Source organism: Larkinella arboricola (assembly GCF_003259745.1).
Taxonomy (GTDB): Bacteria; Bacteroidota; Bacteroidia; order Cytophagales; family Spirosomataceae; genus Larkinella; species Larkinella arboricola.
In genome coordinates, this window is the sequence record NZ_QLMC01000002.1 from 484,272 (window position 1) to 499,061 (window position 14,790).

13 protein-coding genes and 1 pseudogene are annotated in these 14,790 nt (G+C 51.9%); 4 read left to right on the plus strand and 10 right to left on the minus strand.

Annotation, left to right across the window (positions count from 1 at the left end; genetic code table 11):
• On the plus strand, positions 1 to 2,028 hold a 2,028-nt coding region (locus tag LX87_RS09085; RefSeq protein ID WP_111627895.1), incomplete at its 5' end, for a Kelch repeat-containing protein.
• A gap of 99 nt (positions 2,029 to 2,127) precedes the next feature.
• Here the strand turns inward: LX87_RS09085 and LX87_RS09090 are convergent.
• The 5 genes from LX87_RS09090 to LX87_RS09110 form a co-directional block, all read right to left on the minus strand.
• Positions 2,128 to 3,432: a hemolysin family protein gene (locus LX87_RS09090; protein ID WP_111627896.1), complete on the minus strand. Its 1,305-nt coding sequence runs from the start codon at positions 3,430 to 3,432 to the stop codon at positions 2,128 to 2,130.
• Positions 3,433 to 3,574: 142 nt separating this feature from the next.
• On the minus strand, positions 3,575 to 3,985 hold the full coding sequence (locus LX87_RS09095) for a hypothetical protein (RefSeq protein WP_146624455.1): 411 nt from the start codon (positions 3,983 to 3,985) through the stop codon (positions 3,575 to 3,577).
• A gap of 248 nt (positions 3,986 to 4,233) precedes the next feature.
• A complete protein-coding gene (locus tag LX87_RS09100) occupies positions 4,234 to 6,582 on the minus strand; it encodes a tetratricopeptide repeat-containing sensor histidine kinase (RefSeq protein ID WP_111627898.1) in 2,349 nt (782 codons plus the stop codon).
• A 340-nt stretch (positions 6,583 to 6,922) separates the two neighbouring features.
• A complete protein-coding gene (locus LX87_RS09105; RefSeq protein WP_111627899.1) occupies positions 6,923 to 7,843 on the minus strand; it encodes a helix-turn-helix domain-containing protein in 921 nt (306 codons plus the stop codon).
• 71 nt (positions 7,844 to 7,914) lie between these two features.
• On the minus strand, positions 7,915 to 8,730 hold the full coding sequence (locus LX87_RS09110) for an SDR family oxidoreductase (RefSeq protein ID WP_111627900.1): 816 nt from the start codon (positions 8,728 to 8,730) through the stop codon (positions 7,915 to 7,917).
• 288 nt (positions 8,731 to 9,018) lie between these two features.
• Between LX87_RS09110 and LX87_RS09120 the strand changes: the two genes are divergently transcribed.
• From LX87_RS09120 to LX87_RS09130, 3 genes are all read left to right on the plus strand, one after another.
• Positions 9,019 to 10,005 (plus strand): helix-turn-helix transcriptional regulator, encoded by a 987-nt coding sequence (locus tag LX87_RS09120; protein WP_111627902.1) that lies wholly within the window; start codon positions 9,019 to 9,021, stop codon positions 10,003 to 10,005.
• Positions 10,006 to 10,080: 75 nt separating this feature from the next.
• Positions 10,081 to 11,166, plus strand: coding sequence for an alkene reductase (locus LX87_RS09125; RefSeq protein WP_211325285.1), 1,086 nt, complete (start codon positions 10,081 to 10,083; stop codon positions 11,164 to 11,166).
• Positions 11,167 to 11,172: 6 nt separating this feature from the next.
• On the plus strand, positions 11,173 to 12,123 hold the full coding sequence (locus tag LX87_RS09130; RefSeq protein WP_111627904.1) for an NADP-dependent oxidoreductase: 951 nt from the start codon (positions 11,173 to 11,175) through the stop codon (positions 12,121 to 12,123).
• A 467-nt stretch (positions 12,124 to 12,590) separates the two neighbouring features.
• Here LX87_RS09130 and LX87_RS09140 read toward each other — a convergent pair whose 3' ends face one another.
• The 5 genes and pseudogenes from LX87_RS09140 to LX87_RS09155 form a co-directional block, all read right to left on the minus strand.
• Positions 12,591 to 13,205, minus strand: coding sequence for a class I SAM-dependent methyltransferase (locus tag LX87_RS09140; RefSeq protein ID WP_111627905.1), 615 nt, complete (start codon positions 13,203 to 13,205; stop codon positions 12,591 to 12,593).
• A 20-nt stretch (positions 13,206 to 13,225) separates the two neighbouring features.
• Positions 13,226 to 13,465: pseudogene (locus LX87_RS29355) on the minus strand (epoxide hydrolase N-terminal domain-containing protein); the annotation flags it as partial.
• A gap of 15 nt (positions 13,466 to 13,480) precedes the next feature.
• Positions 13,481 to 13,645 (minus strand): epoxide hydrolase N-terminal domain-containing protein, encoded by a 165-nt coding sequence (locus LX87_RS28955; protein ID WP_211325286.1) that lies wholly within the window; start codon positions 13,643 to 13,645, stop codon positions 13,481 to 13,483.
• Positions 13,646 to 13,797: 152 nt separating this feature from the next.
• A complete protein-coding gene (locus LX87_RS09150; protein ID WP_111627906.1) occupies positions 13,798 to 14,241 on the minus strand; it encodes a Rossmann-fold NAD(P)-binding domain-containing protein in 444 nt (147 codons plus the stop codon).
• Positions 14,174 to 14,674, minus strand: coding sequence for an SDR family oxidoreductase (locus tag LX87_RS09155; protein ID WP_111627907.1), 501 nt, complete (start codon positions 14,672 to 14,674; stop codon positions 14,174 to 14,176). The genes LX87_RS09150 and LX87_RS09155 overlap by 68 nt, the downstream gene beginning before the upstream one ends.
• Between the last annotated feature and the right edge of the window lie 116 nt (positions 14,675 to 14,790).

Here is a 14,790-nt window from a genome sequence, read left to right on the forward strand (position 1 = left end):
GGCACGTTGAATGTGGTCTTCAGTGCGGGTAGTGCACAGAATCCCAAGGTCAATGCCATTGAAGTGGTGGCTACCACACCGCCCCCCAATCAGGCCCCCGTGCTGTCTTCACGGCTACGCGATCAGCGGGCTACGGTCTGGTCAACGTTTAGGTATGACTTTGATGCCAACACGTTTCGGGATCCTAACAATGATCCGCTGACCTATTCTGCTACACTGTGGGACAACTCGGATTTGCCCGATTGGCTCAGCTTTGATGGAGCAACCCGTCGTTTCCGGGGAATGCCGCCCACCAACAGTCCGCTTACGCTCACCGTTAAGGTGACGGCCAGCGACGGACGGGGCGGTAGCACCAGTGACCGTTTCATGATTCTGATTGCCCGGGCCACGGGGACGGGTGACTGGCGGACGATTACGCCCAGGTCCGGAAACCCATCGGCGCGGCTTGAAAACGCCTACGTACAGGCTGGAGACCGGTTTTATCTGATGGGAGGACGCGGAATTAAACCCGTGCAGGCCTACGACCCGGTTGCCCGGAACTGGACCAACGCGGCTGCTCCGCCGGTTGATATGCACCATTTTCAGGCTGTTACGCTCGAGGGACTTGTTTATGTGGCCGGAGCGCTCACCGGTAGTTACCCCGCCGAACCGTCTCTCCCCCGGATTTACCTATACGATCCGAAAGCAAACAAATGGCTGGACGGCCCCGAAATACCGGCTGCCAGACGGCGCGGAAGTGCGGCCCTTGCTGTTTACGACAATAAACTGTACCTGGTAGGTGGCAATACCAAAGGACACAATAACGGTTACGTTGCCTGGTTCGATGAATTCAATCCGGCTACCAACACCTGGCGAACCTTGCCCGATGCGCCCCATTCGCGGGATCATTTTCAGGCCGTCATCATGGGCGACAAACTCTATGCGGCTGGGGGCAGACGTTCTTCTGCTAATACGGGCCAGACCTTTATGTTTACCGTACCGGAAGTGGATGTGTATGATTTCAAATCGGGTCAGTGGACAACCCTGGTCGAGCCGATTCCAACCCCGCGGGCGGGGGCAACGAGCGTGGTCTGGAATAACGAACTGGTGGTTATTGGCGGAGAAAGTGTCCAGCCGCAGGCTCATATAGAATCCGAAGCATTGAATCCTTCGACGGGCGTGTGGCGCCGGGTGGCAAACTTGCAGCAAGCCCGACACGCAACCCAGGCCATTGCCAACAACGGGACGATTTACGTGGTGGCGGGTTCAGGAGCCCAGGGCGGTAATCCGGCCCTGTCCTCGCAGGAGGTGTTTTTTAGAATAACCCCTACAACCCCGACGCGGACACCGCTGACCCAAAGCCAACTGAATGCACCTGCCAGTGTAGCGGTTGGTCAGGTCACGACAAAAACGACCAAAGAAGCGGGGGTGACCGTGACTAACCGAAGCGGCAACCAGGCCATTCTGCTGTCAAACATTGCCCTCACCGGAAGTACGGAGTTTACGTTCCAGGCTCCTTTTGCGCTGCCTTTTGTGATTCCGGTTGGCAAAAGCGTGACGATTCCGGTCAGCTTCAAACCTGCGTCCGTCGGCAGTAAAACCGCAACGCTGACCTTCTCGCACTCGGGGAGTGGTGGGGGAACTGTCTCGGTCGCACTCACTGGTCAGGGCGTCGCAAATGCCGTTAGTACGGCATCCCAAGTGTCGGATGAGGCCGGTAAAACCGTTGGTGCCGACGAGCAGCGTATCGAAATTGTTCCGATTGCCGAAGGACGCTTGTCTACCCAGGACCAACCGGAAGCGGGCCGTATTCAGGTGGATTATTTCCCCAATCCTTTTACCGACTCCTTTACGGTTCGGGTAAAGGGCCCACTGACCGGGCCGGTTTCGCTGACGCTCTACGATCTGTCGGGTCGGCGGGTGTGGCAGAGTAGCGAGGGAGCCGCCGAACAGGTCGTCCGCTTGAATGAAGTGGGTAATGGTGTGTATAGGCTGGAGGTTCGGGTGGGAGAGTTTGTCAAACAATATAACCTCGTACGAACCCGGTAAACTCGGGCTAAAAGCTTACCCAAAAACAAACAGCGGCACTATCAATGCCGCTGTTTGTTTTTGTAGCTATTCAATCAACACAGGCTGATTGACAGCGGGTTATTTTGCCCGGTCGACGAGTTGCACCCGCTCGATGGCCGGTCCCCGCTTGGAGAGGATGGTTATTTCATACTGGTTCAGAACGGCGGCTTCTCCCACGTCGGGCAAACGGCCAAATTCGTGGAGCAGCAAACCGGCCAGCGTCTCGTAGTCGCCCGCTTTCTGCAAGGGCCGGGGCAAAAACTCATTGATTTCATCCAGTGGATGCGCGGCCTGAACAATGTACGTATCCGGTGACTTTTGTTCAACAAACGGGATTTCCTCGTCGGACTCATCCTGAATTTCGCCCACCAGTTCTTCCAGAATATCCTCCATCGTAATGAGTCCTTCGGTTCCGCCGTACTCGTTGACCACAATCGCCATCTGTCGGCGCTGCCGCTGAAAATCCTTGAGCAGAGGCCGAATCCGGCGGGTTTCGGGGACAAACATAACCGGTTTGATAAACTGATGAATATCCACCGTGGGCGACTGGTGTAGGGCAATCAGCAACTCTTTGAGGTGAATCACGCCCAGAATGGTATCAAAATCGTCCTGGTAGCAGGGCACCCGCGAATATCGTTCCTGCAATAGCTCGTACAGAATTTCTTCGCTAAACGTATCGATATCAATGCCAAACATCTGCGTGCGGGGCACCATAATCTGCCGCACGGTTTTTTCCGAGAATTCAAATGCCCGTTCCACCAGCGTCAGGTCCGTCGAGTCGTTGCTGTCTTCAATGTGGCCTTCTTCGGTACTCTGGTGAACCAGGTATTTCAACTCATCGGCGCTGTGAACCTCGCTGCTGTGGGCGGCTTCAATGCCAAATCCGCGGAGCAGCAGGGCTGCAATGTTGTTAAGAACCCAGATAAACGGGCGAAACAGAAAATAAAAAGCCTGTAGGGGGTAAGCGATGACGAGCGTGGTGGTTTCCGTCCGCTGAATGGCCAGCGATTTGGGGGCCAGTTCTCCGAAAACAATGTGGAGAATCGTAATCAGGGTAAAAGCCACCGGGAGCGAAATCTGGTGGGCGGTTTCTTCGCTCAGTTGCAGACCAACCAGGTCGAACAGGGCCGAGAGCAATTCGCCCACGACCGGTTCGCCAATCCAGCCCAGCCCCAGACTCGCCAGCGTAATACCGAGTTGGGTTGCCGCCAGATAACCGTCCAGATTCGCCACAATTTGGACCGCAAGCCGGGCTGCGGGACTGCCTCCCTGCGCTTTTAGCTCCAGCTGCGAAGCCCGCACTTTAACAATGGCGAATTCGGCCGCCACAAAAAAACCGTTCAACGCAACCAGCAGGAGCGTAATCAGAACATTGATAAGCATAAAAAAGAGATAGTGAGGCAAACCGTAAAGACGATTTGCGAACGTAACCAGCGTTTGGAAAATCAGTTTGTCAGGGGCCGTTAACGCGCCCGAACCGTTCAGGCACGACGGATGTCCGGGAGCAATGGCTGACCGGATGCAGTCAGAAGATACGGTTTGGTTCGGGTGGCAGCGCAATGACGTCGGCCGACATGGAGCGGTAAAACACGGCTCTGAACGGGCTGAAAACCGGTAGAAAGTCGCGGATGACTGATCGGAACGGATAGTGAACCGGAGGAGCCGACAGCAGCCAGACGAAAAAGGATTTGCTGATGGTACTATCCTCATCGGGTTCGTCGTGTTCCGGAATGACATCGGCCAGCCCGAGCCATTTTTCCAGCACCAGTTCACCCACGCTTTCCATCTCGTTGATGGATAAGTCGTCGTGGTACTGACCGTACACATCGGCCCGGCTGTAATCCGGTGCGTCGATGCTGAGGTTGATGACGTAAAAAGCCATCAGCAGGCCAAATAGCCGGTAGAGCAATGAAGTGTATGCTTGTTTTCTTCTCATTAATCCGTAGACGGACCTTATGCGGCCAAAGGTAACCGGTATTGCGGTAAACCCGATTTTATTCTATTTGTGTTGCGCACGACACGATTTTATGGTAATATGTTAGGATGAACGGCAAAACGGCCCGAAAGCCCTTGCTCGAAAACCATGAACGGTATTCAACATCAGGCAATCGACCGATAGGCTGGTTGATCATGGTCTTTGATGCCTTCGGTAGCCGTGCCCAGGTTCTGTTTACAGACACGCCTTCAGGCCGGTAGTTGAATCACCATCTGGGTACCCTTTCCTGCCTGCGTTTCAACTTCCAGACTGCCCCCATGCCCTTTGGTAACGATGTCATAACTAAGCGACAGGCCCAGCCCGGTTCCCTGCCCGGTGGGTTTGGTTGTAAAGAAGGGCTGAAAAATCTTTTGCTTTACCGAGTCAGGAATACCGGTACCATTATCCTGAACCCGAATCTCCACCGCTCCGTTGCTACGGCGGGTGGTTACGGTAACCGTGGGCTGGTACTCTTCAGGGGCGATTTTGAGTTTTTCCTGAACCGCATAAAACGCATTGTTGTAGAGGTTCAGCAGCACCCGCCCGATGTCCTGGGGCGCCAGGTTGATCGGGCCTAAACCCGGATCAAATTCCGTCACCAATTCACAGGTAAAGTCTTTCTCTTTGGCCTTTAGACCGTGGTAGGCCAGCTTGAGATACTCCTCGGCCAGGGCGTTGAGATTGGTCATCTGCCGCTGGCCACTGCTGGTCCGGCTGTGCTCGAGCATCCCCTTCACAATGCTGTCGGCCCGTTTGCCGTGGTGGTTAATTTTTGCCAGGTTCTGGGTCAGATCACCCAGAATTTCGGCGGCATACGGTTTTTCCGAATCAGGCAATTGCTGAAACGAATTTTCTTTCAGTTCCTCCACTAATTCCACACTTAGCTCCGAGAAGTTGTTGACGAAGTTTAGGGGGTTCTGGATCTCGTGGGCAATACCGGCTGTCAGCTCCCCCAGCGAGGCCATCTTTTCAGACTGGATGAGTTGCTGCTGGGTGACTCGCAGTTGGGTCAGCGTTTGTTGAAGCTCCTGCTTCTGCTGCTCGAGCGAACGATTGGCTTTTTGCTTGGTGCGGAAGGCATATAAACAGACAACTGTTACCACGAGCATCAAAACGAGTCCAACCAGCAGGGCCAGTTGCCGGGTCTGGACCAGTTCGTTCTGTTTTTGTTGCTCGGCCCGGGCAATCTGCTGCTGTTTATCAAATTCGTAGGTCATCTTTAACTCGGTGGCTCTGCGAACGTTTTCTTTGTTGCGGATTGAATCCCCGATTGAAGTGGCTGTTTTATAGGTGGCCAGTGCCTGGCGATAGTCTCCGGTGGCCTGGTAACAGTCTGATAACTCGCCATACATGAGCGCGGTCTGTTCGTCGTAGATGTCGGCGTCTTTCAGGGCGGTAAAGCTCTTTTCGTAATACGGGATGGCCTCGGCGCAGTTGGTCTGCATCTTGAGAATGGTGCCCATTGACGAATAGGTCTGATGGATATTGAGCGGTTGCCCGGAGGCATCGGCCAGTTGCATGGCCCGTTTGTTGACTTGCTGGGCTTGTTTAAACCGGTTTACCTGCGCTAAATACACAGCCGCCCGGGATAAACTGGTGGCTTCGATGCCCGGATCACCCATCTGGCGGGCTAAGCGGGCCGCTTTCATCGCAAACTCATATGCTCTCTGATCCGTAGGGCCCTGACTGTACATGGATGCCAGGTTGGTGTAGGCATACAATTCGACGTTTTTAATCCCTATGCGTTTCGCCAGGCTGATGGCCTGCTGGTACCGTTGCTGGGCGCCCTGGTTATCGCCCATTAGTTTATACGTGTTTGCCAGGTTAACCAGGCAATACGCCTGCGTGGTCCGGTCGCCGTTGGCTTCGGCCGTGCTCAACGAGAGGTGCTGATACTGTAATGCCTGAGGCAGGTCCGACATCATTTGATACGAAATACCGAGGTTGGTATAAATTGTACCCAGCATGGACTGGTCTTTATGACGTTTGGCCAGGGCTGCGCTTTTCTTGAAAAAAACGATAGAACTGTCGTACTTGCTCTGCATACCGTAGAGGGTTCCGTAGCTGTTGTACACCTTGATGAGCTTCCTGGAGTCGTTGAGAGCGGTGTAAATCTTTTCAGCTGCGCTTAAATGGGCCCGCGCTGTCGCATACTGACCTTTATAGTTGTAACTCTGGGCCGCCAGAACCCGCGCAAAAGCTTCGCCGGGGGAATGGCCAATCGTATGCGCCCAGCGAATGGTTTTCAGGCTGAGCGCCAGGGCCGAATCAATATTGATTTCACTAAGCAATGCGATTTTCTGGGTGATTAAATTGATGCGGGCCGTGTCGGTGGTGGCCTGGTTAATCAACCGGTTCAAACTATCAATTCGTGGGCTCTGGGCACGGACAACGGAGCAGAGCAACGAGCAGAAGACCAGCAGATACGTCAGGAGACTCGAAGAACGGGGTGGTTTCATAACAGGAAGGGTAGTGGCTAGGGGCGTTGGTCCGTTGGAGTACATCCGCCAGGACGGAATTGTAGGCTGGCGGGGGCTGCCGTTATTTGTTCCGCTCATAACAAAAAGCGGGTCTGGCAGGCAGTCTGGACCTTTGTGCAGGCATTCGGCTCGTTTCTGGGAAAATAAACGGATTGATTCGGTTCACCTGTTCATGCGGCTGCTCCAATTCGGGTTACGGCTGATGTGTGGAGGGCACCGCTGACGGTTTGTAAGCCAGGTAGGGTGCTGACGTCTTCTCTGGATGGAGCTAAGCAATCGTCATCCCACTTGACTTAAGTTAAATTTAATGAAGTCCGGCTAACGGACAACCCTAATTTACTAAGCGGCTGCTCTAGGTTCGGGGTGGTTGGTCCGTTTGGGCAGTCAGCGTGTAAGAGTCCAAATTTATTTCGCAGAGTCAATTAAAACTCGCTCTGAATTCCAGCGGAGACAAATTCGTTTTCGACTTGAAAAATTTGCTGAACGATTGGGGGTGCTCGAAACCCAGTTGATAGGCGACTTCACCCACCGTCAGGTTGCTGATCGTCAGAACTTCCTTGGCTTTTTCAATGAGTTTTTGATGAATGTGCTGCTGGGTGTTGTGCCCCGTCAGTGACCGCAGCATATCGCCTAAATACCTCGGCGACACCTTCAATTCGTCGGCAAGATACTGAACCGTTGGCAATCCTTTCATCAGAGCGGTTTCATCATTAAAATAGTGATGCAGCAACAGGTCTAATTTTTCCAGCAACGCATTATTAATGGGCTTGCGGGTAATGAACTGGCGCTTGTAAAAGCGTTGGCTGTAGCTCAGCAGCAGTTCCAGTTGCGAGATCAATACATCCTGGCTGATGTCATCGATAGCCGTTTCCAGCTCGTCGGCTATGTTTTTACCAATAGCCATAATGATTGCCTTTTCCTTATCCGATAGATGCAGTGATTCGGTGACCGAATACGAGAAAAAACCATAGTTTTTGATTTTAGTGTCCAGCGGATAACTCCGCAGAAAATCGGGATGGATCAGCAAAGTGAAACCTAAATCGGACTCTAAACTATGAATTCCTGCTAACGGCTGTCCCGGCGAGGTGAAAAACATGCCGCCACCATCGAAGTCGTACGTTGTCTGGCCATATCTCATGCTGCAACCCGTCGATTCCTTGTACGAAATATTGTAGAAGTCCATGACAAACGTGGGTGCCAGCATCTCTCTGGTAATTGTTACTTTGCTGTAATCCAGCAGGCTTATCAGTGGGTGCAGAGGCTGCGGTAAGCTGAAAGCCCGTTGTATTTCAGTAATCGACTGGTAGATGCGTGGTTTGCTTCTAAGTTCCGCTTTCATTCCTATCTAACGTTATTGCCGGCACATAGTAATAACGCTACGTGCCGGCCAAGTAATTCCTAACGTTCCGGTTATGCTTCAGCCAACAGTTGCTTCATACCGGCCCGGAAAGCCTCATCACCTACGGCAAGGCGCTGGGCATACAAGTTTTTTGCATCTTCACCGCATACATAGCGCAACGTATCCTTACCATCCGTAGCGGCTTCGTAGACGACTTCGGCAATCTGCTCGGCCGTAGATGCGTTTCCATTCGGTAGGTTTTTAGTAAGATCGATGACCGACAGAAACTTCCCCAACATCGTTTCGTAAGCCGGATGCGAAATGATCACGGATCGAGTCGCTATTTCGGTAGCCACCATACCGGGTTCGATGGTCTTGATGCCAATACCGAATTGGTTCAATTCAAACGAAAGGCTTTCGCTCCAGCCTTCCAGCGCCCATTTGCTGGCATCGTACATCGAACTGACGGGAAAACCCATCAAACCAGCCGAAGAACCCGTGGTAATAAAAAGCCCGGCTTTCTTCTCCCGGAAATAAGGAATAAACGCCTGCGTCACCCGAACCACACCCAGAAAATTGGTTTCCATCTGGCTAACCAGCTGTTCGTCAGTAGTGGCTTCGAGGGCACCCAGCAGCGCGTAACCGGCATTGTTAAACACCACATCGACATGGCCCAGCGCCAGGGCTTTCTGGGTGGTTTCTTCAATCTGCTCCCGGTTGGTTACATCCAGTGGCAGCAGGGTTACATTGTCCAGCCGATTCAGTTCTTTTTCGTTTTCCGGCTTGCGCATGGTAGCAATCACCTTCCAGCCTTTGGCCGCAAATAATTTTGCCGTTGCCTTGCCGATTCCTGCCGAAGCGCCCGTAATAAAAATGGTCTTTGTCATTTGTTTTCGTTTGATATTTTCGAAAGACAAAGCTCATATGCCGACGCTTTCGGCTTGTAGTGAAACTGGAGAATCTTGTAGTCAAAATGGTGAGCGCCCCTTCCTGGATGGACTGCCGCAGGAGCAGGGCCGGTTTCAACGGTATTAACCCGACCACGGTACGTGCTTTCCACCTTTGCCAAAACCATACCTCAACCGATTGGTTCCAGTAAGGAGCATCTGGTTGTAAGTTAACCAATAGCCGCTTACTTTGCCTGTCAATCAATGCATTTATTCCGCTCATCATCTATGGAGTTTGAGTTTATAGCGAATTCGGACTTTAACTTTTTAACCAGTTTTGGCGAAAAATACGGCATTCCTGTCTACGGCGACACCTTAAACATCCCTTCCAGACTGGGCAGTGGATACGTGCGAAAGATCGACCTGGCCTCGGATTTTAAGCTGCTCGTTCACCACTATACGTTTAATGAAGAATTTGTCCTGAAACGCCTGCCCGCCGACTCGCCCTATGATCTTGTGAGCATCATCTTTCATAGCAACGACGAACTTGCCAACCTGTCCACCTCTATTCAGGAACAGCCGGTTCGTCTCGCCAAAAGCACCGAGTTTGCCATCCAGATTGCCTCGTCGGACCTCGAATCGGTCATTCGTTTTCCGGCCAATACCGCCATTAATTTTACTGTCATTGGCGTTACGGCCACCCGGCTGAAAAGCTTGCTGGACCTGCAACAGCCCAATCAGGTAATCCAGACGATTCTGAGCGGATCGCCGGGTTTTCTGTATTACGAAAGCATGGGTCCCGATGTGTACAAAACGCTGAAACAGTTAACCAATGCCCACCAGAACGGCGAACTGAGCGCCCTGTATTACCGCATCAAAGTACAGGAACTACTGCTGCTGGTCTTTCAACAGCTCCTCAAGCGGGACACGACCCGCCACAGTCCCATCCACAAGGACGATATGGACAAACTGTTCATCGTTCGATCCGCCGTGTTAGCCGATTTAAGCCAGCCGCCCCACCTGGCGCATCTGGCCAAACTCGTCGGCATGAGTGAAACCAAATTAAAAGACCTTTTTAAGCAGGTTTTCGGCGACAGCATTTATAACTATTTCCAGGTAGCCCGCATGGAAGAAGCGGCCTTCCTGTTGAAGCAGGGCGGCTACTCCGTTACGGACGTCGGTAATCAATTAGGCTTCACCAATCTGAGTCATTTCAGCCGGTTGTTCGAAAAACATTTCGGCGTTAAACCGAAGAAGTATGCACTGGGCGGATAGGACTATTTATACGCCTACTCCGGCTATTTAAGCCCGGAAGCAGGGCGGACATTTGTGGTGTACTAACATCCGCAAATGATGAACAAAATTCTGACGCCATTTTCAAGGCGGGGGCTAAGCCTCAAAAATCATTTAGTGATGGCTCCCATGACCCGCAGCCGAGCCATCAACAACCTGCCCAATGCGTTGATGGCCAGCTACTACGCCCAGCGTACGGGAGCCGGTTTAATCATTACCGAAGGGACAGCGCCCACGCCCGAAGCGTTGGGGTATCCACGCATCCCCGGTATTTTTTCCGAGGATCAGATTGAAGGCTGGCAGACTATAACGTCGGCTGTTCATGCGGCTGGCACTAAAATCTTTGTGCAGTTGATGCACACCGGCCGCATCGGACATCAGGACAACCTTCCCGATGGGGCTACCTTGGTAGGTGCTTCCGCTATAAAAGCAACCGGGCAAATCTTCACCGATACGGCGGGGCTACAGGATTATTCGCAACCGCAGGCCTTGACTACCAGCGGGGTTGCCGGGGTGATCCATAGCCATGTCGTCGCGGCTCAAAATGCGCTCAAAGCCGGGTTTGACGGGATTGAGCTGCATGGCGCCAATGGCTACTTACTCGAACAATTCCTAAACCCGGTTATCAACAACCGAACAGATGAATACGGAGGCAGCATTCGGGGGCGGAGCCGGTTAATTGTCGAAATGGCCAAAGCCATAGCCGATACGATTGGTCCCGAAAAGGTAGGCATTCGTTTTTCGCCTTATTCAACGCTTGGTGATCTGCCTTCCTATGCCGACGATGACGTTCATGAAACGTACGCGTATCTGGCTCAGGAACTTGACAAACTTGCTATTGCCTATATCCATATTGCCGTCAACGTGCCCATTCCGCAAAAAACGCTGGATGCGATCCGCAGCAGCTTCCACGGCACAATCATCCTGTGTAATGGCTTAACGCCCCAGACCGCCGAAATCGCCTTACACAACGGCTTTGCCGACCTGGTTGCCTTTGGCCGGTCTTTTTTAGCCAACCCGGATCTGGCCGAACGTATTGCCCGGCAAGCTGAGCTGAACCAGCCGGATTATACCACTCTTTACACCCCCGGGGCTCAGGGCTACACGGATTACCCCCTACTAACCGAATCAACCATTGACTAAACTGACATGAAAGCAATTGTTTTAACCAACTTTGGTGCAGCCGAAAATCTGGCTTTTCGGGAAGTGACCACGCCGACGCCCGCGGCAGATGAAGTACTGATTCGCCTTCAGGCTTCGGCAGTGAATAAGCTGGATCTACTAAAAGCATCCGGAGCCATGCAGGCGGTTTTCCCGATAGCACTACCGTGGATTCCGGGCATCGATTTTGCCGGGGTCATTGAAGCCGTCGGCCCGCAGGTACAGGGCTTTAGCATAGGCGATGAAGTGTACGGAGCGAGTCTGCCCGGGGGAGCCAATGCCGGATACATAGCCATAAGCCCGCAAGTAATCGCCCTAAAGCCTCGTTCGTTGACGTTCGTTGAAGCCGCTTCCGTCCCCGTAGCCGCCCAAACGGCATGGCAGGTTTTAGTTAACGATGCGCACCTGAAAAGCGGTCAAACAGTTCTCATTCATGGTGGAGCGGGCGCGGTCGGGGCTTATGCCGTTCAGTTTGCGCATCAGGCGGGGGCAAAGGTGATTGTCGCAGCGGCTTCCGCTGATAAGGACTACGTAAGCGGGTTGGGGGCTGATGGGTTTATCGATTACCACACCACCTCCTTTGAATCCGTGGTCGACCCCGTGGATGTTGTAATTGATCTGGTCGGGGGTGATGTATTACAGCGATCTTACTCCCTCATCAAAGCCGGTGGTTATCTGGTATCAACCACCCAGCCGGTTTCCGCCGATTTAGCCGCCAAATTTGCCATTCAAGCCACGTTTGCCCAGTTGCAGCCTTCTCAACAGAGTTTAGCCCGGATCGCCACGCTGATTGAGGAAGGCAAACTGAGCGTTAATGTTGGCGAGGTGTTTCCTTTGGCGCAAACCGCTGAGGGCTGGAATGCTTTACTGGCAAAGCCCAATAAGCCAGGCCACAAAAAGAATGGCCGAATTGTGTTGGAGCATCCTGAAACGCACTGAACGACCTGGCTCGGTTATCAGCAATAAATTTCAGGGGTGTTGACAGTGACTGTCAATACCCCTGATAAGGTCACCTAGAGTAAGGCAAACCATTCGTTTCGATAGCATTAATTAAAACTCGCTCTGAATTCCAGCGGAGACAAACTGGTTTTCGACTTGAAAAAATTTGCTGAACAAGATACGGAACCGTTGGCAATCCGTTCATCAAGGCCCTTTCGTCGTTGAAATAGTGATGTAGCAGCAGATCTGACTGGCTGATGTCATCGATAGCCGTTTCCAACTCCTCGCCTATGTTTTTAACGATAGACGTAATAATCGTCTTTTCCTTATCGGGAAGGTGCAGCGATTCGGTGACCGAATACGAGAAAAAACCGTAGTTTTTGATTTTGGTATCCAGCGGATAATTCCGCAGAAAATCGGGATGGACCAGCAAGGCCGGTTCCACGCATATACTGGCCCGCAACGGACTACCTCAGCGGATTACCCTTGCGGCATTTGATTAGAAAAAAGGGGAAGTTTTCCTGAACCTCGGTAATCTCCACTAAACCAACGTGACCAAATTCTTCCTCAATCGATTCCGTATCGTAAAAAAACATGGGTAGACCGTCGTGTATTTCGTAACAATCTTTGCTGATGAATTTGCCTTTGCCGTAGGTAGGGGCCTGTTTGGAAATGGCTGTAAAAACCATATAACCGCCCTCTGACAGTTGATTATAACAATCCTGAATCAGCTTTTGTCTTGCCTTGGGGGCCAGAAGATGAATAAGGGCGTAAGCAAAAATGCCGTCATACTGCGTATTGTCAAATGGCATATCGCTCACCGAGCCGTGGTAAATAGTTATATCGGTACCGTAGTGTTTTCGGGCCAGCTCGATGGCCGTTTCCGAAATCTCGATGCCCGTTACCGTCATGCCCTTCTCTCTGAAAGCCTGTGCGTTCCTGCCATAACCAATGCCCGGTATCAGGACGGTTTTTACGGTTTTCTCGAGAAAAAAATCCCTGGTCAGCACCGCAGATTTAGCGGGCTGAAAACCCCACATGGCTTGCTTTTCAATAAAGTTCGTTTCCCAGAATTCCGGCATTGTTGTCAGGTTTTATCTTCTCAAATCTGTACTTCTACATGTTTATCAATCCCAAACCGACCTTTGTACGGTCTCGCGGGGCATTGATAAATGTTTAACAAAGGTATAAGGGTTTTTCTATATTTGCAACAATGTTGCATTATTGGAAAGGCAATGACGTACCATGTATGCGGCTTTCTATGGATGAAATGGATACGCTCGCCCTCTATGTCCGTCGTAAACTGGGGCAGTTCATTCAGGCGTCGCTCGACTGTACGCCAGTCGAAGCGGGTCTGCTAGTAGTCCATCAGCCGCTTCTGATCGTCAATCCCGACGCCCGATTGCCACCCGCCTGTATCGGGAAGCTGAGTCCAGTCGTATGCCTTGACCTTGGCCATAATGGCCGCCAGCCGTTCGTCGGGGATTTGAATCTTAAAAGGTGAAATCAGCTGCTCTTTCATACTACGCGTTTTATTGAAGATGACCTTGATGACTAAACCCGGATGGGCAACCTGTTTCAATAAAGGTGAAACCCAGGGCCTTTTCGCGGAAGCAAACCCTGGGTTTCAACCAGTAACAGTACACCAAATGAAGGCAAGGGTCTCGACCACTTTTATGCCACGGCAACCTCCCTGCCCCGGCTAAACTCCCCTTTAAACTCTTCTATAAACTGCTCGAGCGTGCGGGGATTTTGACCCGTTATCCGTTTTACATCTTCCGTAACATCCACTCCGTAAGCCCCTTTCACCATGTCATACTGGGCCATAAAGGAATGGATACGCCATTCATCCAGGCCGGTATGAACAAGCTGGTTTCGCATATCTTCCATCGCGATGGGCACACTGTTCACCTCAAAGCCTAAAACCTTGGTAAACTTGCGGGCTACATCGTTGGTCGATAAAGCTTCGGGACCCGTCAGAAAATACGTGGCCCGGTGGTGGGTATCTTCCGTCAGAATATGTTTGGCCACCAGGGCAATATCCCGATGGTCAATCCAGCTTACTTTGCCCTCGCCGGTTGGATTGAGCAGAAAGCCCTGCGAAATCGTGTTTTTCAATTCCAGCGATATTCAGCATGAAACCCGTGGCACGAAGCAGGGTCCAGTTAACCGGTTTGCTTCTCAAATAGTGGTCACTTTCAGCACTTGCTTTGGCCCAGGCGATGTGCGAATCCAGATTGCTGTCTCCCGTTGATATTTTGACGATTTGTTTGATGCCGGCTTCTACGGCCATATCAATGGCTAGGCGGTAGTGTTGGGATTGCTCCGGTACGGCCGCAGCCAGTAGAAACAGACGTTCACAACCCTGCATGGCCTGTCTTAAGCTTTCTGCGTCGTTAAAATCGCCTATTACCGCTTCTATACCCAGTTTTGTAAACTGCTCCAGTTCGTCTTGGGTACGGCACATGGCCCTTACCTTACTCGTGGACTGGGCCAGAAGTTTAGCCAGTTCTTTACCGATGTTTCCCGAAGATCCTGTGATTAAAATCATGTTGTTAGTGATTAAAAAGTTAAAAAAATGGCCAGTCCATGATCAATGAAAAATCCACCCGCGTCCAAAGAGAAATGCTCTGGACGCGGGTGGACGATTGCTTTCCGGTACCTGAG

What these genes read in the sequence shown, in the direction of transcription:
- LX87_RS09090 (WP_111627896.1), bottom strand. Translation starts at nt 3,432, where the DNA reads ATGCTTATCAATGTTCTGATTACGCTCCTGCTGGTTGCGTTGAACGGT.
- LX87_RS09095 (WP_146624455.1), bottom strand. Translation starts at nt 3,985, where the DNA reads ATGAGAAGAAAACAAGCATACACTTCATTGCTCTACCGGCTATTTGGC.
- LX87_RS09100 (WP_111627898.1), bottom strand. Translation starts at nt 6,582, where the DNA reads ATGAGCGGAACAAATAACGGCAGCCCCCGCCAGCCTACAATTCCGTCC.
- LX87_RS09105 (WP_111627899.1), bottom strand. Translation starts at nt 7,843, where the DNA reads ATGAAAGCGGAACTTAGAAGCAAACCACGCATCTACCAGTCGATTACT.
- LX87_RS09110 (WP_111627900.1), bottom strand. Translation starts at nt 8,730, where the DNA reads ATGACAAAGACCATTTTTATTACGGGCGCTTCGGCAGGAATCGGCAAG.
- LX87_RS09120 (WP_111627902.1), top strand. Translation starts at nt 9,019, where the DNA reads ATGGAGTTTGAGTTTATAGCGAATTCGGACTTTAACTTTTTAACCAGT.
- LX87_RS09125 (WP_211325285.1), top strand. Translation starts at nt 10,081, where the DNA reads ATGATGAACAAAATTCTGACGCCATTTTCAAGGCGGGGGCTAAGCCTC.
- LX87_RS09130 (WP_111627904.1), top strand. Translation starts at nt 11,173, where the DNA reads ATGAAAGCAATTGTTTTAACCAACTTTGGTGCAGCCGAAAATCTGGCT.
- LX87_RS09140 (WP_111627905.1), bottom strand. Translation starts at nt 13,205, where the DNA reads ATGCCGGAATTCTGGGAAACGAACTTTATTGAAAAGCAAGCCATGTGG.
- LX87_RS28955 (WP_211325286.1), bottom strand. Translation starts at nt 13,645, where the DNA reads ATGAAAGAGCAGCTGATTTCACCTTTTAAGATTCAAATCCCCGACGAA.
- LX87_RS09155 (WP_111627907.1), bottom strand. Translation starts at nt 14,674, where the DNA reads ATGATTTTAATCACAGGATCTTCGGGAAACATCGGTAAAGAACTGGCT.